This window comes from Streptomyces sp. Act143 (genome assembly GCF_003143935.1).
GTDB lineage: Bacteria > Actinomycetota > Actinomycetes > Streptomycetales > Streptomycetaceae > Streptomyces.
Genome location: NZ_QFRX01000001.1, coordinates 8,841,540 through 8,862,742 on the forward strand (window position 1 = coordinate 8,841,540; position 21,203 = coordinate 8,862,742).

Annotated in this window: 18 protein-coding genes; 15 read left to right on the forward strand and 3 right to left on the reverse strand. The window is 70.6% G+C overall.

Features of this window, described 5'->3' with window-relative positions; translation table 11 throughout:
* Positions 1-3: 3 nt before the first annotated feature.
* Both DI272_RS40425 and DI272_RS40430 read right to left on the reverse strand, forming a co-directional pair.
* Complete coding sequence (locus DI272_RS40425; protein ID WP_109500127.1) at positions 4-1,671, reverse strand: hypothetical protein; 1,668 nt, start codon at positions 1,669-1,671, stop codon at positions 4-6.
* A gap of 221 nt (positions 1,672-1,892) precedes the next feature.
* Positions 1,893-4,088, reverse strand: coding sequence for an elongation factor G-like protein EF-G2 (locus DI272_RS40430; RefSeq protein ID WP_109500128.1), 2,196 nt, complete (start codon positions 4,086-4,088; stop codon positions 1,893-1,895).
* A 216-nt stretch (positions 4,089-4,304) separates the two neighbouring features.
* Between DI272_RS40430 and pgsA the strand changes: the two genes are divergently transcribed.
* From pgsA to DI272_RS40505, 15 genes are all read left to right on the forward strand, one after another.
* Positions 4,305-5,021: a phosphatidylinositol phosphate synthase gene (pgsA, locus tag DI272_RS40435; protein WP_109500129.1), complete on the forward strand. Its 717-nt coding sequence runs from the start codon at positions 4,305-4,307 to the stop codon at positions 5,019-5,021.
* A 20-nt stretch (positions 5,022-5,041) separates the two neighbouring features.
* Positions 5,042-5,950 carry a phosphatidylinositol mannoside acyltransferase gene (locus tag DI272_RS40440; RefSeq protein WP_109500130.1) on the forward strand — a complete coding sequence of 303 codons (909 nt, stop codon included), beginning with the start codon at positions 5,042-5,044 and terminating at the stop codon, positions 5,948-5,950.
* Complete coding sequence (locus DI272_RS40445) at positions 5,947-7,116, forward strand: glycosyltransferase family 4 protein (protein WP_109500131.1); 1,170 nt, start codon at positions 5,947-5,949, stop codon at positions 7,114-7,116. Before DI272_RS40440 ends, DI272_RS40445 begins: the two co-directional genes overlap by 4 nt.
* 393 nt (positions 7,117-7,509) lie before the next feature.
* Positions 7,510-8,061 (forward strand): hypothetical protein, encoded by a 552-nt coding sequence (locus tag DI272_RS40450; RefSeq protein WP_181387470.1) that lies wholly within the window; start codon positions 7,510-7,512, stop codon positions 8,059-8,061.
* Between the two features lie 126 nt (positions 8,062-8,187).
* Entirely contained in the window at positions 8,188-9,093 is a 906-nt protein-coding gene (pdxS, locus tag DI272_RS40455; RefSeq protein ID WP_109500133.1) for a pyridoxal 5'-phosphate synthase lyase subunit PdxS, read from the forward strand.
* Positions 9,093-9,698, forward strand: a complete 606-nt coding sequence (pdxT, locus tag DI272_RS40460; protein WP_109500134.1) for a pyridoxal 5'-phosphate synthase glutaminase subunit PdxT — start codon at positions 9,093-9,095, stop codon at positions 9,696-9,698. Before pdxS ends, pdxT begins: the two co-directional genes overlap by 1 nt.
* A gap of 48 nt (positions 9,699-9,746) precedes the next feature.
* Positions 9,747-10,499, forward strand: a complete 753-nt coding sequence (locus DI272_RS40465) for a YebC/PmpR family DNA-binding transcriptional regulator (RefSeq protein ID WP_109500135.1) — start codon at positions 9,747-9,749, stop codon at positions 10,497-10,499.
* Between the two features lie 111 nt (positions 10,500-10,610).
* On the forward strand, positions 10,611-11,150 hold the full coding sequence (gene ruvC / locus DI272_RS40470) for a crossover junction endodeoxyribonuclease RuvC (RefSeq protein WP_109500136.1): 540 nt from the start codon (positions 10,611-10,613) through the stop codon (positions 11,148-11,150).
* On the forward strand, positions 11,147-11,752 hold the full coding sequence (ruvA, locus tag DI272_RS40475; RefSeq protein WP_109500137.1) for a Holliday junction branch migration protein RuvA: 606 nt from the start codon (positions 11,147-11,149) through the stop codon (positions 11,750-11,752). The genes ruvC and ruvA overlap by 4 nt, the downstream gene beginning before the upstream one ends.
* 10 nt (positions 11,753-11,762) lie before the next feature.
* On the forward strand, positions 11,763-12,836 hold the full coding sequence (gene ruvB / locus DI272_RS40480) for a Holliday junction branch migration DNA helicase RuvB (protein ID WP_109500138.1): 1,074 nt from the start codon (positions 11,763-11,765) through the stop codon (positions 12,834-12,836).
* Positions 12,837-13,035: 199 nt separating this feature from the next.
* Positions 13,036-13,533 carry a preprotein translocase subunit YajC gene (gene yajC, locus DI272_RS40485; RefSeq protein ID WP_109500139.1) on the forward strand — a complete coding sequence of 166 codons (498 nt, stop codon included), beginning with the start codon at positions 13,036-13,038 and terminating at the stop codon, positions 13,531-13,533.
* Positions 13,534-13,662: 129 nt separating this feature from the next.
* Positions 13,663-15,426, forward strand: coding sequence for a protein translocase subunit SecD (secD, locus tag DI272_RS40490; protein WP_181387471.1), 1,764 nt, complete (start codon positions 13,663-13,665; stop codon positions 15,424-15,426).
* A 2-nt stretch (positions 15,427-15,428) separates the two neighbouring features.
* The gene (secF, locus tag DI272_RS40495) at positions 15,429-16,514 is read left to right on the forward strand and encodes a protein translocase subunit SecF (protein ID WP_109500140.1); all 1,086 of its coding nucleotides are present in this window, start codon (positions 15,429-15,431) and stop codon (positions 16,512-16,514) included.
* Positions 16,511-17,050 (forward strand): adenine phosphoribosyltransferase, encoded by a 540-nt coding sequence (locus tag DI272_RS40500; protein WP_109500141.1) that lies wholly within the window; start codon positions 16,511-16,513, stop codon positions 17,048-17,050. The genes secF and DI272_RS40500 overlap by 4 nt, the downstream gene beginning before the upstream one ends.
* A 313-nt stretch (positions 17,051-17,363) precedes the next feature.
* A complete protein-coding gene (locus DI272_RS40505; protein ID WP_109500142.1) occupies positions 17,364-19,895 on the forward strand; it encodes a bifunctional (p)ppGpp synthetase/guanosine-3',5'-bis(diphosphate) 3'-pyrophosphohydrolase in 2,532 nt (843 codons plus the stop codon).
* A gap of 70 nt (positions 19,896-19,965) precedes the next feature.
* Here the strand turns inward: DI272_RS40505 and DI272_RS40510 are convergent, their stop codons facing one another.
* Positions 19,966-21,195 (reverse strand): DUF349 domain-containing protein, encoded by a 1,230-nt coding sequence (locus DI272_RS40510; RefSeq protein WP_109500143.1) that lies wholly within the window; start codon positions 21,193-21,195, stop codon positions 19,966-19,968.
* Between the last annotated feature and the right edge of the window lie 8 nt (positions 21,196-21,203).

Below are 21,203 nucleotides of genomic sequence, written 5' to 3' on the forward strand. Positions count from 1 at the left end.
CGGCTACGCGTCGTAGAGGTCGGCCTTCCGGGGCGAGGGGTCCTGCACCGCGGTGCTCAGGAACGCCGACCTCGCGCCGAACTTCTCCACGTCCACGCCGTTGTCCTCCAGGACCTTGATCGCCGCCGCGTGCACCACGCGCAGCACCGGTGTCGCGGCGCGCAGGGCGTCGTCGGCCATGAAGCGGTGGCGCCAGGGCTTGTCGGCCCAGACATGCCGCAGGCCGAACGGCTCGGGGAGGGCGATGGTGCCGCCGAGCCAGTTCAGCAGGGGCGGGTACCAGGTCAGCGGGGCGCGCACGGCCAGTCGTACGACCTCGTCCGTGGGGACCAGCGGCAGGTTGACCTTGCGGGTCTCCCACGGCTTGAGCGACTTCGTGACCTCCTTGGTGGGGGCCTCGGACTTGCCCGTGAACAGGGAGTTCACCGGGCCGAGCGCGTGTCCGGTCACCTCGATGCGCAGTGTCTCGTGGAGGACGGTGACGGTGATCATCATGGTGAGGATCAGCTGGCCGTCCCAGAGGGTCCACTGCACGCCGAGGTAGTGCCGGTCGCCGCTGCCGAACTGCTGCTTGTTGCAGATGTCCTGTATCGAGTGCGGCCGGTGCTGGAACGCCTCGATGTCCGCCGACTGCTCGGTGCGGGCCACCGCCTTGGCGTTCTCGCCGATCGGCGTGACGATCCAGTGGCGTATGGAGGCCTTCGGGAAGCCGCCGGTGTTGATGGTGTTGCGCTCCAGCATGCGCAGCCGGGCCTCGATGTTGCGGATGACGTCCCAGCTGCGGAACGGGTGGATCTCCCGGGACGGGTCCGCCGGGGTGAGGTCCTCGGCGAGCTGCCAGCTGCCCCAGCGGGTACCCATGCCCAGGATGCCCTTGGGGCCGGCGTAGAAGACGTGGTTGGACTGCTGCTCGGCGCTGAGCCGGGCGAGGGACTGGCGCTTCTGCTCGGCCTGGGTCTCGCCGGGGCTGCTGGGCACCGCCTCGGGCACCTGGGCGCCGACGCTGCTGCCCGCGATCAGGCCGTCCCAGCGGGCGCGGAGGTCCTTCGCGGTGCTGTCGCAGATCTGCTTGGCCCAGAACCAGCCGATGACGGGTGCGACCACGCACGCGCGCGCGTACCAGCCCCAGAAGCCGGTGAACGGCATCTTGATCAGGAAGATGACGGCGAGCGCGCCGACGCCGACCAGCAGTGTCGTGGCCAGGGCGGAGGCGCGCTTGTTGGGGTTCTTGTCGATGGTGGTGCGGATCGCGAAGACCAGGAGCCAGATCAGGAGGCCGGGCAGGAACAGCACGCCGCACAGCAGCATCACGGTCGACAGCCGGCGGTCCCGGGCCCGGCGCAGGCGGTGCGCGGCCAGGCAGTGGTCGACCACGACCTGGGGTTCGGTGCCGAAGGACTGGATGAGGGGCTTGCGGCCCTCGCCGATCATGCGGTCGATGACGGCCCGGGAGAACGCCTCACCGAGGTTGGGCTTGAACAGACCGCCCGTCCATCCCTGGCCTTCCGTGACCGTCGTCTCGTGCCATTCGTTGTTGGCCTTCTTGATGTCGTCGACCACGTTGTCCCGGTACGCCGCCGAGGCGAGGGCGAAGGTCGCCGTCTGGCTCTCGTCCCCCGTGCGGGGCACCTGTGGTCCGAAGACGCTCTCGTAACCGGTCTCAACGGTCATTCCCGCCCCCGATCGCCGCCACTGTCGCTCCTGCGGCCTTCCCGACTTGCTTGCTTCGCACACCTGTTGATCAGGTCATCAGCGTATCCGCAGCCACCGACATTCGTCGGCGGACGGCCGAAGCCGCCCGCCGACTCGGAGGGGAGCGTTCCACAAAGGTCCGGCGGAGGAGCAGTTGGAGTCTGCCCGGCGGTCAGGTGTGGAATGCCCGGTCTCAACTGCTAGGCGTCGCCCGCCTCTTCACGAATCCTCTCGGCGATCTGCGGCGGCATCGGTTCGTGCCGCGCGTAGGAGCGGTTGAAGCGGGCCGTGCCGTGGGACAGGGAGCGCAGGTCGACGGCGTACCGGCCGATCTCGATCTCCGGCACCTCGGCCCTGACGAGGGTGCGGTTGCCGCTGGTCTGCTCGGTGCCCAGGACCCGGCCGCGCCGCCCGGACAGGTCGCTCATCACGGCGCCCACGTAGTCGTCGCCGACCAGGACGCTCACCTCGGCCACCGGTTCGAGGAGATGGATCTTCGCGTCGGCCGCCGCCTCCCGCAGGGCCAGCGCGCCCGCCGTCTGGAAGGCCGCGTCGGAGGAGTCCACCGAATGCGCCTTGCCGTCCAGCAGTGTGATCCGCACGTCGATGAGCGGATACCCGGCCGCAACTCCCTTGGTGGCCTGGGCCCTTACGCCCTTCTCGACCGAGGGGATGAATTGCCGCGGCACCGCGCCGCCGACCACCTTGTCCACGAACTCGATGCCCGAGCCGCCCGGCAGCGGCTCCACCTCGATCTCGCAGATCGCGTACTGGCCGTGCCCGCCGGACTGCTTCACATGGCGCCCGCGCCCGCCGGACTTCCCGGCGAACGTCTCCCGCAGGGAGACCTTGTGGGGTACGACGTCGACCTGGACGCCGTAGCGGCTGCGCAGCCGCTCCAGCGCGACGTCGGCGTGCGCCTCGCCGAGGCACCACAGCACCACCTGGTGGGTGTCCTGGTTCTGCTCCAGGCGCATCGTCGGGTCCTCGGCGACCAGCCGGGACAGGCCCTGCGAGAGCTTGTCCTCGTCCGCCTTGCTGTGCGCCTGGATGGCGAGCGGCAGCAGCGGGTCGGGCATCTGCCAGGGCTCCATCAGGAGCGGGTCGTCCTTGGCCGAGAGGGTGTCGCCGGTCTCCGCGCGGCTGAGCTTGGCCACGCACACCAGATCGCCGGCGATGGCGTGCGTCACCGGGCGCTGCTGTTTGCCGAAGGGCGTGGACAGGGCGCCGACGCGTTCGTCGACGTCGTGGTCCTCGTGGCCGCGGTCGGCCAGGCCGTGCCCGGAGACGTGGACGGTCTCGTCGGGGCGCAGGGTGCCGGAGAAGACGCGGACCAGGGAGACACGCCCCACATAGGGGTCGGAGGACGTCTTGACGACCTCCGCGACCAGCGGGCCCTCGGTGTCGCAGGCCTTGATCTCGCGCGGCTTGCCGTCGATGGTCGTGACGCCCGGCGTGGGGTGCTCGAACGGCGTCGGGAAGCCGCGTGTGATCAGCTCCAGCACCTCGACGGTGCCGAGCCCCTGCTTGCCGCCCTCGGCCGCGGGAGCGGCGGCCAGGACCGGGTGGAACACCCCGCGCGCGACGGCCCGCTCCAGGTCCTCGATCAGCGTCTTGACGTCGACCTCTTCACCGCCGAGGTAGCGGTCCATGAGGGTCTCGTCCTCGCTCTCGGCGATGATCCCCTCGATGAGCCGGTTGCGGGCCTCCTCGATCTCCGGGAGCTGGTCCTCGCCCGGCTCGGACTCCTTGCGCTCGCCGGAGGAGTAGTCGAACAGCTTCTGCGACAACAGCCCGGTCAGACCGGTCACGGGCGCGTGCCCGTCGGGGCCCTCCGGGCCGCGCAGCGGCAGATAGAGCGGCAGCACGGCGTCGGGGTCGTCGCCGCCGAAGGCCTCCGCGCAGGTCCGCGTCATCTCCTCGAAGTCCGCGCGGGCGGCCTCCAGATGCGTGATCACGATCGCGCGCGGCATGCCGACGGCCGCGCACTCCTCCCACACCATCCGGGTGGAGCCGTCCACGCCGTCCGAGGCGGAGACGACGAAAAGGGCCGCGTCCGCCGCTCGCAGACCGGCCCTGAGTTCCCCGACGAAGTCGGCGTATCCGGGGGTGTCCAGAATGTTGACCTTGATGCCGTCCCATTCGACCGGCACCAGGGAGAGCTGCACCGAACGGTTCTGCCGGTGCTCGATCTCGTCGTAGTCGGAGACGGTGCCGCCGTCCTCCACGCGGCCCGCCCGGTTCACCGCCCCCGCTGTCAGCGCGAGAGCTTCCACCAATGTCGTCTTGCCCGATCCGGAGTGGCCGACCAGCACCACATTCCGTACGGACGCGGGGTGGTCGGCCGCTGTTGCCCTTCCGGCGGCTCCGGGGTGTGCGTTCGCCTTGTCGCCCATGGCCTTGCCTCCCGTGCACGGTGAGGTCACTGTGGGCGCGGACACGCGGATCCGCGTGCGATGGCGGCTCCGTTGACGCCCGCGGTTCTTCGAGCTTTCCACTCCCGTCACGGTGCGTCCATACAGCGGACGCGATCGCGCCGTTACCCGTATGCCACGGGCCCGTGACACGGGGCTCGGGTGCCCGGCGGTCGCACACGCGCGCGCGTGGCTACGATGGGCCAGCCGGTGGCCAGCAGGGGCCGCGCGGCGAAACCGACCCTCGGGAAGGCCATGCTGAACAAGTACGCGCGTGCATTCTTCACGCGTGTCCTCACACCGTTCGCCGCGTTTCTGATCCGCAGGGGCGTCAGCCCCGACACGGTCACGCTTCTCGGCACCGCCGGAGTGGTCGCGGGAGCGCTGGTCTTCTACCCCATGGGCGAGTTCTTCTGGGGCACGGTCGTGATCACTCTCTTCGTGTTCTCCGACCTCGTCGACGGCAACATGGCCCGCCAGCTCGGCCGCTCCAGCCGCTGGGGCGCCTTCCTGGACTCCACCCTCGACCGGGTCGCCGACGGCGCGATCTTCGGCGGCTTCGCCCTCTGGTACGCCGGTGGCGGCGACGACATCGCCCTGTGCGCCGTCTCGATCTTCTGCCTGGCCAGCGGCCAGGTGGTGTCGTACACCAAGGCCAGGGGCGAGTCGATCGGACTGCCGGTCGCGGTCAACGGGCTCGTGGAGCGCGCCGAGCGCCTCGTCATCTCCCTGGTCGCGGCCGGTTTCGCGGGCCTGCACAAGTTCGGCGTGCCCGGCATCCAGTACCTGCTGCCCGTCGCCCTGTGGATCGTCGCCGTCGGCAGCCTGGTGACCCTGATCCAGCGTGTCGTCACGGTCCGCCGTGAGGCGGCCGAGGCCGACGAGGCGGCGGGCGCGCAGGAGGCGGCGCAGTGAGTGCGGGGGACGGCGGTGGGGTGAGCCTGCGGGACCGGCTCACCGACGGCATGTACGGCCTCGGTTGGGGAGCGGTAAAGAAGCTCCCCGAGCCCGTCGCCGTGCGCCTCGGGCAGACCATCGCCGACCTCGCCTGGAAGAAGCGCGGCAAGGGCGTCCAGCGGCTCGAGAGCAACTACGCGCGCGTGGTGCCCGACGCCGGCCCCGAGCGGCTCGCCGAGCTGTCCCGCGCGGGCATGCGCTCGTACCTGCGCTACTGGATGGAGTCCTTCCGGCTCCCCGCGTGGAGCGCCGAGCGCGTGAGGACCGGCTTCGACCCCAAGGACGTGCACTACCTCACCGACGGCATCGCCTCCGACCGGGGCGTGATCCTGGCGCTGCCGCACATGGCCAACTGGGACCTCGCCGGCGCCTGGGTCACCACCAAGCTGGAGACGCCGTTCACGACGGTCGCGGAACGCCTGAAGCCGGAGAGCCTGTACGACCGTTTCGTCGCCTACCGCGAGGGCCTCGGCATGGAGGTCCTGCCGCACAGCGGCGGCACCGCCTTCGGCACCCTGGCCCGGCGGCTGCGCGACGGCGGTCTGGTCTGCCTGGTCGCCGAGCGCGACCTGTCGTCGTCCGGCGTCGAGGTCCAGTTCTTCGGCGAGGCGACCCGCATCCCGGCCGGGCCCGCGCTCCTCGCCCAGCAGACCGGGGCGCTGCTGCTCCCCGTGACGCTCTGGTACGACGACTCGCCCGTCATGCAGGGGCGGGTGCACCCGCCCGTCGAGGTGCCCGAGACAGGTACGCGGGCGGAAAAGACGTCTGTCATGGCACAGGCGCTGGCCGATGCCTTCGCCTCGGGCATCGCCGACCATCCGGAGGACTGGCACATGCTGCAGCGGTTGTGGCTCAAGGATCTCGACCCCAGTAAGGCGCCCTCGTGAGGATCGGCATCGTCTGCCCGTACTCCTGGGACGTGCCGGGCGGCGTCCAGTTCCACATCCGTGATCTCGCCGAGTACTTCATCCGCCTCGGGCACGACGTCTCCGTGCTCGCCCCCGCCGACGACGACACCCCGCTGCCGCCGTACGTCGTCTCGGCGGGCCGCGCGGTGCCGGTGCCCTACAACGGCTCGGTCGCCCGGCTGAACTTCGGGTTCCTCAGCGCCGCGCGCGTGCGCCGCTGGCTGCACGACGGCGAGTTCGACGTCGTCCACATCCACGAGCCGTCCTCGCCGTCCCTCGGCCTGCTGACCTGCTGGGCGGCGCAGGGTCCGCTCGTCGCCACCTTCCACACCTCCAACCCGCGGTCCAAGGCGATGATCGCCGCGTACTCGATCCTCCAGGCCGCCCTGGAGAAGATCAGCGCGCGGATCGCCGTGAGCGAGTACGCCCGGCGCACGCTGGTGGAGCACCTCGGCGGCGACGCGGTCGTGATCCCCAACGGCGTCGACGTCGACTTCTTCGCCAAGGCCGAGCCCAAGCCCGAGTGGCAGGGCGACACCATCGGCTTCATCGGCCGCATCGACGAGCCGCGCAAGGGCCTGCCGGTGCTGATGAGGGCCCTGCCGAAGATCCTCGCCGAGCGGCCGCAGACCAGGCTGCTGGTGGCCGGGCGCGGCGACGAGGAGGAGGCGGTGGCTTCGCTGCCCGCCGAGCTGCGCTCGCGCGTCGAGTTCCTCGGCATGATCAGCGACGAGGACAAGGCCCGTTTCCTGCGCAGCGTCGACCTGTACGTCGCCCCCAACACCGGCGGCGAGAGCTTCGGCATCATCCTCGTCGAGGCCATGTCGGCGGGGGCCCCGGTCCTCGCCTCCGACCTCGACGCCTTCGCCCAGGTCCTCGACCAGGGCGCGGCGGGCGAACTCTTCACCAACGAGGACGCGGACGCGCTGGCGGAGGCGGCCCTGAGGCTCCTGGCGGACCCGGAGCGGCGCGCCGAACTGCGTGAGCGGGGCAGTGCGCACGTACGGCGCTTCGACTGGTCGACGGTGGGCGCGGACATCCTCTCCGTGTACGAGACGGTGACGGCGGGCGCGGCGGCAGTGGCCGCGGCGGACGACGAGCGGACACCGGGGCTGCGGGCACGGCTGGGGCTGGCGCGGGACTGAGGACGGGCCGCGGCTGCGGCGGGTCTGGGTCAGTGCGGGCTGCCGGGCCGAGCTCGGGCTGGTCTGTGGGGACCGAGGTGGTGACGGCCCGGCTTGGGGGCGAGGCGGACTGTTGGCCTGTGGGCAGGTCCGGCGGTGACGCGGGGGTGTGGGCATTGCTGCTGGCGGCGGCGCGCTGTTGGTTCGGTTCGGGGTGGCGCGGGCCCGGCGTCGGGTTGTTTGCCCGGCGCGGGCGCGGCGCTGGGGAGTTCGGGCGCGGCGCATGGCTGAGGGCAACGCGGGCCCGAGCGGCCGGGGGCACAGGGGAAAGGCGCGGGGTATCGCTGAAGCGGCGCGGGACTGAGTGCCGCAGGCCCCCGGGGGCGGGTGTGCGGCGGTCGTACGTCGGTAGTGTTGCCGCCCGTGACCGCAACCCTCATCTGGATCCTCGTCGCTCTCGTGGCGATCGGCTTGTACTTGAGCTGGACCGCAGGCCGGCTGGACCGGCTGCACGCCCGGATCGACGCCGCCCGCGCCGCGCTCGACGCTCAGTTGCTGCGCCGCGCCTCGGTGACCCAGGAGCTCGCGACGTCCGGCGTCCTGGACCCCGCCGCGTCGATCGTCCTCTACGAGGCCGCCCATGGCGCCCGCCAGGCCGAGGAGGAGCAGCGGGAGGTCGCCGAGAGCGAGCTCAGCCAGGCGCTGCGAGCGGTGTTCGCGGAAGCGCCGCAGGTGGAGACGGTGAAAGAGGCGCCCGGGGGAGAGGCCGCGATCCACGAGCTGACCGAGGCGGTACGCCGGGTGCCGATGGCCCGGCGCTTCCACAACGACGCCGTCGGCGCGGCCCGCAGGCTGCGCGAGCACCGCAAGGTCCGCTGGTTCCGGCTGGCCGGTCACGCCCCGTTCCCGATGGCGTTCGAGATGGACGACGAGCCTCCGGCGGCGCTGGTGGACCGGGCCGGGTAGCCCCTCCGGCCCCCTCGCCGCTCGGAAAACGATCCACCGCCTCCCTATTGGCCCTTGCTGTGGCCTGGTTCCTTCACGTTTCCTCGGTGCTGCAGAAATCCTCTTTCCCATCAGTGAGGTCAACCCGTGTCCAGCACCGAGAACCAGGCCCCCGAGACCGGCACCGCGCGCGTGAAGCGCGGCATGGCCGAGCAGCTCAAGGGCGGCGTGATCATGGACGTCGTGACGCCGGAGCAGGCGAAGATCGCCGAGGACGCGGGCGCCGTCGCCGTCATGGCCCTGGAGCGGGTCCCCGCCGACATCCGCAAGGACGGCGGCGTGGCCCGGATGTCCGACCCGGACATGATCGAGGGCATCATCGACGCGGTCTCCATCCCCGTGATGGCCAAGTCCCGCATCGGCCACTTCGTCGAGGCCCAGGTCCTGCAGTCCCTCGGCGTCGACTACATCGACGAGTCCGAGGTCCTCACCCCGGCCGACGAGGTCAACCACTCCGACAAGTGGGCCTTCACCACCCCCTTCGTCTGCGGTGCCACCAACCTCGGCGAGGCCCTGCGCCGCATCGCCGAGGGCGCGGCCATGATCCGCTCCAAGGGCGAGGCCGGCACCGGCAACGTCGTCGAGGCCGTCCGCCACCTGCGCCAGATCAAGAACGAGATCGCCAAGCTGCGCGGCTTCGACAACAACGAGCTCTACGCCGCCGCCAAGGAGCTGCGCGCCCCGTACGAGCTGGTCAAGGAAGTCTCCGAGCTCGGCAAGCTCCCCGTGGTGCTGTTCTCCGCCGGTGGCGTCGCCACCCCGGCCGACGCCGCGCTGATGCGCCAGCTCGGCGCCGAGGGCGTCTTCGTCGGCTCCGGCATCTTCAAGTCCGGCGACCCGGCCAAGCGCGCCGCCGCCATCGTGAAGGCCACCACCTTCTACGACGACCCGAAGATCATCGCCGACGCGTCCCGCAACCTGGGCGAGGCCATGGTCGGCATCAACTGCGACACCCTCCCCGAGGCCGAGCGTTACGCGAACCGGGGCTGGTGATGACCGACCCCGTCATCGGTGTGCTCGCCCTCCAGGGCGACGTACGCGAGCACCTGATCGCCCTGGCCGCGGCCGACGCCGTGGCCAGGCCGGTCCGGCGCCCCGAGGAACTCGCCGAGGTGGACGGCCTGGTCCTCCCCGGCGGCGAGTCCACCACCATCTCCAAGCTGGCCGTCCTGTTCGGCGTGATGGAGCCCCTCCGCGCGCGCGTGCGGGCCGGAATGCCGGTCTACGGCACCTGCGCCGGCATGATCATGCTCGCCGACAAGATCCTCGACCCGCGCTCGGGCCAGGAGACCATCGGCGGCATCGACATGATCGTGCGCCGCAACGCCTTCGGACGTCAGAACGAGTCCTTCGAGGCGGCGGTCGACGTGAAGGGCGTCGAGGGCGATCCTGTAGAGGGCGTGTTCATCCGCGCCCCCTGGGTGGAGTCCGTGGGCGCCGAGGCCGAGGTGCTCGCCGAGCACGACGGCCACATCGTCGCGGTCCGCCAGGGCAACGCGCTCGCCACGTCGTTCCACCCGGAACTGACCGGCGACCACCGCGTGCACTCCCTGTTCGTCGACATGGTGCGCGCGAACCGCACGGCGGAGTCCTTGTAGGATCTCTGGCGTTCGTTATGTAGAGGGTTACGCGAAGGAGACAGGCAGATGTCCGGCCACTCTAAATGGGCTACGACGAAGCACAAGAAGGCCGTGATCGACGCCAAGCGCGGCAAGCTCTTCGCGAAGCTGATCAAGAACATCGAGGTCGCGGCGCGCATGGGCGGCGTCGACCTGGAGGGCAACCCGACGCTCTACGACGCCGTGCAGAAGGCCAAGAAGCAGTCGGTCCCGAACAAGAACATCGACTCCGCCATCAAGCGCGGCGGCGGTCTCGAGGCCGGCGGCGCCGACTACGAGACGATCATGTACGAGGGTTACGGCCCGAACGGTGTCGCGGTGCTCATCGAGTGCCTCACCGACAACCGCAACCGCGCCGCCTCCGACGTCCGTGTCGCCATGACCCGCAACGGCGGCTCGATGGCCGACCCGGGCTCGGTGTCGTACCTCTTCAACCGCAAGGGCGTCGTGATCGTCCCCAAGGGCGAGCTGAGCGAGGACGACGTCCTCGAGGTCGTCCTCGACGCGGGCGCCGAGGAGGTCAACGACCTCGGTGAGTCCTTCGAGGTGCTCAGCGAGGCCACCGACCTGGTCGCGGTCCGCACCGCCCTCCAGGAGGCCGGTATCGACTACGACTCGGCCGAGGCCAACTTCGTCCCGACCATGCAGGTCGAGCTGGACGAGGAGGGCGCCAAGAAGATCTTCAAGCTGATCGACGCGCTCGAGGACAGCGACGACGTGCAGAACGTCTTCGCCAACTTCGACGTGAGCGACGAGGTCATGGAGAAGGTCGACGCCTGAGCCGACGCTCCGGATGCGAACGGGCCGACGGGACACACCCCGTCGGCCCGTCGCATTGTCGGTGGCACCCGATAGCCTGCACAAACAGGCGATCGAACGGGAGGGGGCGCAGTGCGCGTACTCGGGGTGGACCCCGGTCTCACGCGATGCGGTGTCGGTGTCGTCGAGGGGGTCGCGGGGCGACCGCTGACGATGGTCGGCGTCGGTGTCGTACGGACGCCCGCGGACGCGGAGTTGGGCCGCCGCCTCGTCGCGATCGAGCAGGGCATCGAGCAGTGGCTGGACGAGCACCGGCCCGAATTCGTCGCCGTGGAGCGGGTGTTCAGCCAGCACAACGTCCGTACGGTGATGGGCACCGCCCAGGCCAGCGCCGTCGCCATGCTGTGCGCCGCCCGCCGCGGCATCCCCGTCGCCCTGCACACCCCCAGCGAGGTCAAGGCCGCCGTCACCGGCAGCGGGCGGGCCGACAAGGCACAGGTCGGTGCCATGGTCACCCGGCTCCTGAGGCTGGACGCACCGCCCAAGCCCGCCGACGCCGCCGACGCCCTCGCGCTCGCCATCTGCCACATCTGGCGCGCCCCCGCGCAGAACCGACTCCAGCAGGCGGTCGCCCTGCACGCAGCCAACGCAACGAAAGGCCGTACGGCATGATCGCCTTCGTCAGCGGCACGGTCGCCGCACTCGCCCCCGACACCGCCGTCGTCGAGGTCGGCGGCGTCGGCATGGCCGTGCAGTGCACCCCGAACACGCTGTCCACGCTCCGCCTCGGCAAGCCCGCCAAGCTCGCCACCTCCCTCGTCGTACGCGAGGACTCGCTCACCCTCTACGGCTTCGTGGACGACGACGAGCGCCAGGTCTTCGAGCTCCTCCAGACCGCGAGCGGCGTCGGCCCGCGCCTCGCCCAGGCGATGCTCGCCGTCCACACCCCGGACGCCCTGCGCCGCGCGATCTCCACCGGCGACGAGAAGGCCCTCACCGCCGTCCCCGGCATCGGCAAGAAGGGCGCCCAGAAACTGCTGCTGGAACTGAAGGACCGCCTCGGCGAGCCGGTCGGCGCCCCGGTCGTCGGCGCCCCGGTCACCCAGGGCTGGCGCGACCAACTGCACGCCGCACTGATCGGGCTGGGGTACGCCACCCGCGAGGCCGACGAGGCGGTGTCCGCCGTGGCACCGCAGGCCGAGGCCGCCGGCGGCACGCCCCAGGTGGGCCAGCTGCTGAAGGCAGCCCTGCAGACCCTGAACCGCGCCCGCTAGGAGAACGTCAGTGAACTGGGACGACACGACCGGCACCGACGCCGTCGACGAACGGCTGGTGGGCTCCGTCGCCGACCGTGAGGACCAGGCCGTCGAGGCCGCCCTGCGCCCCAAGGACCTGGGCGAGTTCATCGGCCAGGAGAAGGTCCGCGAGCAGCTCGACCTCGTCCTGCGCGCCGCCCGCGCGCGGGGCGCCACCGCCGACCACGTCCTGCTCTCCGGCGCCCCCGGGCTCGGCAAGACCACCCTCTCGATGATCATCGCGGCCGAGATGGGCGCCCCGATCCGCATCACGTCCGGCCCCGCCATCCAGCACGCCGGCGACCTCGCCGCGATCCTCTCCTCCCTCCAGGAGGGCGAGGTCCTCTTCCTCGACGAGATCCACCGCATGTCGCGGCCCGCCGAGGAGATGCTGTACATGGCGATGGAGGACTTCCGCGTCGACGTCATCGTCGGCAAGGGCCCCGGCGCCACCGCGATCCCGCTCGAACTGCCCCCCTTCACCCTGGTCGGCGCCACCACGCGCGCGGGCCTGCTGCCGCCCCCGCTGCGCGACCGCTTCGGCTTCACCGCGCACATGGAGTTCTACGAGCCCCCCGAGCTCCAGCGCGTCGTCCACCGCTCGGCCGACCTGCTCGACGTCGAGATCGACCCCGACGGCGCCGCCGAGATCGCCGGCCGCTCCCGCGGCACGCCCCGCATCGCCAACCGCCTGCTGCGCCGCGTGCGGGACTACGCGCAGGTCAAGGCCGACGGCGTGATCACGCGCGACATCGCGGCGGCCGCCCTCCAGGTCTACGAGGTCGACGCCCGCGGCCTCGACCGGCTCGACCGGGGTGTCCTCGAAGCCCTGCTCAAGCTGTTCGGCGGCGGCCCGGTCGGCCTGTCCACGCTCGCGGTCGCGGTGGGGGAGGAGCGCGAGACCGTCGAGGAGGTCGCCGAACCCTTCCTCGTCCGGGAGGGACTGCTCGCCCGGACTCCGCGCGGCCGGGTCGCCACTCCCGCCGCATGGGCGCATCTCGGCCTCACCCCGCCGAGCTCGGCGACCACAGGAAACGGACAACAGGACCTGTTCGGGACGTGACGGCCGATGTGACGGCGGGCGTGATGGGTTTGTGACGGCGAGGCATTGGCCGGGCCAGGAACCCCGGTGCCATGCTGAGCGTTGTTCCATGCGCGCGGACTCGCTTAGACTCCGCCGATGCCGCCTTCGCCGGCGGCGCACACACCCCCAACCATCAGGCCGCTTAAGCATCGCGGTCGCGTGAAGGAAGTACCGACCCGTGAGTCTCGTGACCCTCCTCCCGTTCATCGTGCTCATCGGGGCCATGTTCCTGATGACCCGGTCGGCGAAGAAGAAGCAGCAGCAGGCAGCCGACATGCGGAACCAGATGCAGCCGGGCAGCGGCATCCGCACCATCGGGGGGATGTACGCCACGGTCAAGGAGGTCGGCGAGGACACGGTCCTGGTCGACGCCGGTCCGGGCGTGGAACTTCTCTTCGCGAAGAACGCGATCGGTGCCGTCCTCTCCGACGACGAGTACAACCGCATCGTGCACGGCATCGAGCACGACCTGAAGACCGACGTCGTTCCCGACGACGCCTCCTCCCTCACCGAGACCGACGAGCCCGCCGACGAAGCTGCCGCCGCCTCCGACGACAAGTCCGTCGATCTCGGCAAGAAGGACGAGTCCGCTGACGAGGCCGAGACCTCCGAGGCCGCCGAGGCGAAGACGGACGACGAGCCGAAGAAGACCGACGGCGACTCCGACGCGAAGTAGTCGTACCCGGGGCGCGCGGGCCACGCCTGCGCGCCCCCGGATGTACGCAGCTCGCACGGGATCGACACCATGTCATGGCCGCCCGCCCGCAGACCCGGCGCGCAGCGGCCCGAGAGGGAGTACGAGAAGGTGGCAGCACCTAAGAAGGGCCGGAGCGCGAGCGCCCAGAGCAAGCCTGGGCGCTCGCTGGCCCTGATCCTGATCGCCATCGTGGCGCTCACCGGGGGAATGTTCCTCTCCGGGCACACGACCCCGCGCCTCGGCATCGACCTGGCCGGCGGCACGAGCATCACGCTCGAGGCGAAGGCCGACCAAGGCTCAGCGATCAACAAGGCCAACATGGACACCGCGGTCGACATCATGAACCGCCGTGTCAATGGCCTGGGTGTCTCCGAGGCGGAGGTGCAGACCCAGGGCGACCGCAACATCATCGTCAACATCCCCAAGGGCACCAACTCCAAGGAAGCCCGGGACCAGGTCGGCACCACCGCCAAGCTGTACTTCCGTCCGGTGCTGGCCCAGGAGGCCACAGGCGCCGCCGCGAGCGCCTCGCCGAGCCCGTCCGCCAGCGGCTCGTCCAGCGCCTCGCCGAGCCCCTCCGCGAGCAAGTCGGGCGCCTCGGGTGAGAAGGCCACCTCTTCCTCCTCCCCGTCCGCCTCGGCCACCACGCAGGGCCGCGCCGTCACCGACGCGCTGAAGGCGGACGCCTCCCCGTCGGCCTCCGCGAGCGCCTCCTCCTCCCCGAGCCCCTCCGCATCGGCGAGCGGCGACACCGGCAGCACCGCCGACGCCAAGCTCCAGGCCCAGTACGCCGCCCTCGACTGCTCCAAGGAGTCGGCCCGCGCCAAGGCCGGCGAGGGCGTCAAGCCCGAGGACTCGACGGTGGCCTGCGGCGAGATCGACGGCGTCTGGTACAAGTACCTGCTCGGCCCCGCCGCCGTCGCCGGCACCGAGGTCGACGAGGCCAAGGCGGTCTACGACACGCAGACCGCCGCCGGCTGGCAGGTCACGATGGACTTCAACAAGAGCGGTGCGAAGAAGTTCGCCGACATCACCGGCAAGCTCGCCCAGAACACCCTCCCGCAGAACGAGTTCGGCATCGTCCTGGACGGCGAGGTCGTCTCCAGCCCGACCGTCAGCCAGTCCATCACCGGCGGCCAGGCCCAGATCTCCGGCAGCTTCACGCAGGAGGAGGCCCAGAGCCTCGCCAACATGCTGTCGTACGGCGCGCTCCCGCTCTCCTTCCAGGAGCAGAGCGTCACCACGGTGACCGCCGCGCTCGGCGGTGACCAGCTGCACGCCGGTCTGCTCGCCGGTGCGATCGGCCTCGGGCTGGTCGTGCTCTACCTGGTGTTCTACTACCGCGGTCTGTCCGTCGTCGCCATGGCCTCGCTGCTGGTCTCCGGCATCCTCACCTACGTGATCATGGCGCTGCTCGGCCCGGCCATCGGCTTCGCGCTGAACCTGCCGGCCGTCTGCGGTGCGATCGTCGCCATCGGTATCACCGCGGACTCGTTCATCGTGTACTTCGAACGCATCCGGGACGAGATCCGCGAGGGCCGCTCCCTGCGACCCGCCGTCGAGCGGGCCTGGCCGCGCGCCCGGCGCACCATCCTGGTCTCCGACTTCGTGTCGTTCCTCGCCGCCGCGGTGCTGTTCATCGTGACCGTCGGCAAGGTCCAGGGCTTCGCGTTCACGCTGGGTCTGACCACCGTGCTCGACGTGGTCGTGGTGTTCTTCTTCACCAAGCCGCTGATGACGCTCCTGGCCCGCCGGAAGTTCTTCGCGAGCGGCAGCAAGTGGTCCGGCCTCGATCCCAAGAGCCTGGGCGCCAAGCCGCCGCTGCGCCGCACCCGTCGTACCGCCGCCCCCGTCGAGACGAAGGAGGCGTGAGCATGTCGAAACTCGGCAACCTCGGCGCCCGACTGCACCGTGGCGAGATCAGCTACGACTTCATCGGTCACCGCAAGATCTGGTACGGCATCTCGATCCTGATCACCATCACGGCGATCGTGGGTCTCGCGGTACGCGGCCTGAACATGGGCATCGACTTCCAGGGCGGCGCGGTCTTCACCACAGAGAAGACCTCCGTCTCCGTCTCCCAGGCCGAGACGTACGCGGAAGAGGCCTCCGGTCACCCGGCCGTCGTGCAGAAGCTCGGCAACGGCACGCTGCGCATCCAGATCGCCGGCATGGACACCAAGCAGTCCGACGAGATCAAGAACCAGCTCGCCGAGGACTTCAAGGTCGACCCGGAGAAGATCGCCGCCGACCTCGTCGGCCCCAGCTGGGGTGACCAGATCGCCAACAAGGCCTGGCAGGGCCTGGCGATCTTCATGGTGCTCGTCGTGATCTATCTGGCGATCGCTTTCGAGTGGCGGATGGCCATCGCGGCCCTCGTCGCCCTGATCCACGACATCACCATCACCGTCGGCATCTACGCCCTCGTCGGCTTCGAGGTCACGCCCGGCACGGTGATCGGTCTGCTCACGATCCTCGGTTACTCGCTCTACGACACGGTGGTCGTCTTCGACTCCCTCAAGGAGCAGACGAAGGACATCACCAAGCAGACCCGCTGGACCTACAGCGACATCGCCAACCGGTCGATCAACGGCACTCTGGTCCGTTCGATCAACACCACGGTCGTTGCCCTGCTCCCGGTCGCCGGTCTGCTCTTCATCGGTGGCGGCTTCCTCGGCGCGGGCACGCTCAACGACATCTCGCTGTCGCTGTTCGTCGGTCTCGCGGCCGGCGCGTACTCCTCGATCTTCATCGCCACGCCGCTCGTCGCCGACCTCAAGGAGCGCGAGCCGCAGATGAAGGCCCTCAAGAAGCGGGTCCTGGCCAAGCGCGCCCAGGCCGCCGCCGAGGAGGAGCTGGCGGAGGCCCGTGGCGAGGCCGCGGACGGTCCCGCGGACGCCACCCCGGCCGTCGTCGGACCGCGCGCCACGCGGCGCCGTCCCTCGGGGAAGCGCCGATGACCGACATCCAGGAGCTCCTGCTCAGCCGCATCCGTGACGTGGCCGACTACCCGGAGCCGGGCGTGATGTTCAAGGACATCACCCCGCTTCTGGCGGACCCGGCGGCGTTCACGGCCCTGACGGACGCGCTGGCGGAGATCGCGGAGCGCACGGGCGCAACGAAGGTCGTCGGCCTGGAGGCCCGCGGCTTCATCCTGGGCGCCCCGGTCGCTGTCCGCGCGGGCCTGGGCTTCGTCCCCGTGCGCAAGGCGGGCAAGCTCCCCGGAGCGACGCTGGGCCAGGCGTACGACCTGGAGTACGGCTCGGCGGAGATCGAGATCCACGCCGAGGACCTGAGCGGCGACGACCGCATCCTGATCGTCGACGACGTCCTGGCCACCGGCGGTACGGCGGAGGCCGCGATCCAGCTGATCCGCAGGGCCGGCGCGCAGGTGTCGGGCCTGGCGGTCCTGATGGAGCTGGGCTTCCTGGCAGGTCGCACCCGTCTGGAACCGGCTCTTGACGGGGCGCCTCTGGAGGCACTCCTCGTGGTCTGAGACCGACGCACGCTCCAAAGTCACGAAGACGGCCGTCCCGGTACATCCGGGGCGGCCTTTTTCGTGCCGCGCGAGGGCGCGGAGCTGCGTCGACACGACCCCGCCGCACGGGCGTGACCAGCAACAGCGGAGCCGCGGTCGGCCGCGCGTCCCACCGTCCTCGGGCGAGTCCCGGAATGCCCGCGCCCACCTCTCACGTTTCACCGGTAGACCGTCCTCACATCGGCCTGAAGGCGATCCCCGGCCGCAGGATCGCTACCATGGGGTTTCCGGAGCCTGACCGGGGGACCCGGATCGCGCACGAGGAGTCCTCTTGCCAGACGAGGCCCAGCCACTGACCGCCGCCAAGCCCGAGGCTTCAGCAGGCCCCGCGGCAACGCCCGCGAAGAGCACCGCGCAGGGCTCGGCAGAGCACGCGCACGCCCAGTCCGCCCCCGCCGAGCGGTCGGCCGAGCAGCCGCGCCCCAAGCCCGCGCCCCCCGAGCGCCCCGCGCCCGCGGCCACGCCCCCCGCGGTCCGCCCGCCCGCGGGCCAGCCCGCCCGCTCCGGCTCCTCCAACCGCGTCCGCGCCCGCCTCGCCCGGCTCGGCGTCCAGCGCTCCAACCCGTACAACCCGGTCCTGGAGCCGCTGCTGCGGATAGTGCGCAGCAACGACCCGAAGATCGAGACCGCGACCCTCCGGAAGATCGAGACCGCCTACCAGGTCGCCGAGCGCTGGCACCGCGGCCAGAAGCGCAAGAGCGGCGACCCGTACATCACCCACCCCCTCGCCGTCACCACCATCCTCGCCGAGCTCGGCATGGACCCGGCGACCCTGATGGCCGGTCTGCTGCACGACACGGTCGAGGACACCGAGTACGGCCTCGACCAGCTCCGCCGCGACTTCGGCGACTCCGTCGCCCTCCTCGTCGACGGCGTCACCAAGCTCGACAAGGTCAAGTTCGGCGAGGCCGCCCAGGCCGAGACCGTGCGCAAGATGGTCGTCGCCATGGCCAAGGACCCCCGCGTCCTGGTCATCAAGCTCGCCGACCGCCTGCACAACATGCGCACCATGCGCTACCTCAAGCGCGAGAAGCAGGAGAAGAAGGCGCGCGAGACCCTGGAGATCTACGCGCCGCTCGCCCACCGCCTGGGCATGAACACCATCAAGTGGGAACTGGAGGACCTCGCCTTCGCGATCCTCTACCCCAAGATGTACGACGAGATCGTTCGGCTGGTGGCCGAGCGGGCGCCGAAGCGCGACGAGTACCTCGCCATAGTGACCGACGAGGTGCAGCAGGACCTGCGCGCGGCCCGCATCAAGGCGACCGTCACCGGCCGCCCGAAGCACTACTACAGCGTCTACCAGAAGATGATCGTCCGCGGCCGTGACTTCGCGGAGATCTACGACCTGGTCGGCATCCGAGTCCTCGTGGACACGGTCCGGGACTGCTACGCGGCCCTGGGCACCGTCCATGCCCGCTGGAACCCGGTTCCGGGGCGGTTCAAGGACTACATCGCGATGCCCAAGTTCAACATGTACCAGTCGCTGCACACCACGGTCATCGGCCCCAACGGCAAGCCCGTCGAACTGCAGATCCGCACCTTCGACATGCACCGCCGCGCCGAGTACGGCATCGCCGCGCACTGGAAGTACAAGCAGGAGGCCGTCGCCGGCGCCTCCAAGGTGCGCTCGGACGCGCCCAGGAGCACCGGCAAGGACGACCACCTCAACGACATGGCCTGGCTGCGCCAGCTGCTCGACTGGCAGAAGGAGACCGAGGACCCCGGCGAGTTCCTGGAGTCCCTGCGCTTCGACCTCTCGCGCAACGAGGTCTTCGTGTTCACACCGAAGGGCGACGTGATAGCGCTGCCCGCCGGTGCCACGCCCGTGGACTTCTCGTACGCGGTCCACACCGAGGTCGGCCACCGGACCATAGGAGCACGGGTCAACGGCCGCCTCGTCCCGCTCGAATCCACCCTGGACAACGGCGACCTGGTCGAGGTCTTCACCTCCAAGGCACCCGGCGCGGGCCCCTCCCGCGACTGGCTCGGCTTCGTCAAGTCGCCCCGGGCCCGCAACAAAATCCGTGCCTGGTTCTCCAAGGAGCGCCGCGACGAGGCGATCGAGCAGGGCAAGGACGCCATCGTCCGGGCCATGCGCAAGCAGAACCTGCCGATCCAGCGCATCCTCACCGGCGACTCCCTCGTCACCCTCGCGCACGAGATGCGCTACCCCGACATCTCCGCGCTCTACGCGGCGATCGGCGAAGGCCATGTCTCCGCGCAGAACGTCGTGCAGAAGCTGGTCTCCGCGCTCGGCGGCGAGGAGGCGGCCACCGAGGAGATCGACGAGGCGGTCCCGCCGACCCGCACCCGCGGTCGCAAGCGCCGTTCCAGCGCCGACCCCGGCGTCGTGGTCAAGGGCGTCGACGACGTGTGGGTCAAGCTCGCCCGCTGCTGCACCCCCGTACCCGGCGACCCCATCATCGGTTTCGTCACGCGCGGTAGCGGCGTATCGGTTCACCGCAGCGACTGCGTCAACGTGGAGTCACTGTCCCGCGAACCCGAGCGCATCCTCGACGTCGAATGGGCGCCGACCCAGTCCTCGGTCTTCCTGGTCGCCATCCAGGTCGAGGCCCTCGACCGCTCCCGGCTCCTGTCCGACGTCACCCGCGTCCTGTCGGACCAGCACGTCAACATCCTCTCCGCGGCCGTCCAGACCTCCCGCGACCGCGTCGCCACCTCCCGCTTCACCTTCGAGATGGGCGACCCCAAGCACCTCGGGCACGTCCTGAAGGCGGTCAGGGGAGTGGAGGGCGTCTACGACGTGTACCGCGTGACATCGGCGCGCAGCAGGTCCTAGCGCATACGACGAGAAGGGCCCCGTACCGCGAGGTACGGGGCCCTTCTCGTCGTATCAGCTCAGACGGCTGTCAGCCGCCGAACTCCTGCAGACCCTTCAGCGCCTGGTCCAGCAGCGCCTGGCGGCCCTCCAGCTCGCGCTCCAGCTTGTCGGCGCGGGCGTTGTTGCCCTGCGCGCGAGCCTGCTCGATCTGGCCCCTGAGCTTGTCCACCGCGGCCTGGAGCTGACCCGTCAGACCCTCGGCACGCGCGCGTGCCTCCGGGTTCGTGCGGCGCCACTCGGCCTCCTCGGCCTCCTGGATGGCCCGCTCGACGGCGTGCATACGGCCCTCGACCTTCGGCCGGGCGTCGCGCGGCACGTGGCCGATGGCCTCCCAGCGCTCGTTGACCGAGCGGAACGCGGCCCGCGCCGCCTTGAGGTCGGTGACCGGGAGGATCTTCTCGGCCTCCTCGGCCAGCTCCTCCTTGAGCTTCAGGTTCTCCGACTGCTCCGCGTCACGCTCGGCGAAGACCGAGCTGCGGGCGGCGAAGAAGACGTCCTGGGCGCCGCGGAAGCGGTTCCACAGGTCGTCCTCGTGCTCGCGCTGGGCGCGGCCCGCGGCCTTCCACTCCGCCATCAGCTCGCGGTAGCGGGCCGCCGTCGGACCCCAGTCCGTCGAGTTGGACAGCGCCTCGGCCTCGGAGACCAGCCGCTCCTTGGTCTTGCGGGCCTCCTCGCGCTGGGCGTCCAGCGACGCGAAGTGCGCCTTGCGGCGCTTGGAGAACGCCGACCGGGCGTGCGAGAAGCGGTGCCACAGCTCGTCGTCCGACTTGCGGTCCAGGCGCGGCAGACCCTTCCAGGTGTCCACCAGGGCCCGCAGCCGCTCGCCGGCCGCCCGCCACTGGTCGGACTGCGCCAGCTCCTCGGCCTCGGCGACCAGCGCCTCCTTGGCGTGCCGGGCCTCGTCCGACTGCTTGGCGCGCTGCTGCTTGCGCTCCTCGCGGCGCTTCTCGACGGTCTCCACGAGTGCGTCCAGCCGCTTGCGCAGGGCGTCCAGGTCACCGACCGCGTGGTGGGCGTCCACCTGCTCACGGATGTGGTCGATGGCGACCTGCGCGTCCTTCGCCGACAGATCGGTGGTCTTCACTCGCTTCTCGAGGAGGCCGATCTCGACAACCAGGCCCTCGTACTTGCGCTCGAAGTAGGCCAGCGCCTCCTCAGGGGAGCCGGCCTGCCAGGAACCGACGACCTGCTCGCCGTCGGCCGTACGCACGTACACGGTCCCCGTCTCGTCGACGCGGCCCCACGGGTCGCTGCTCACAGCGCCTC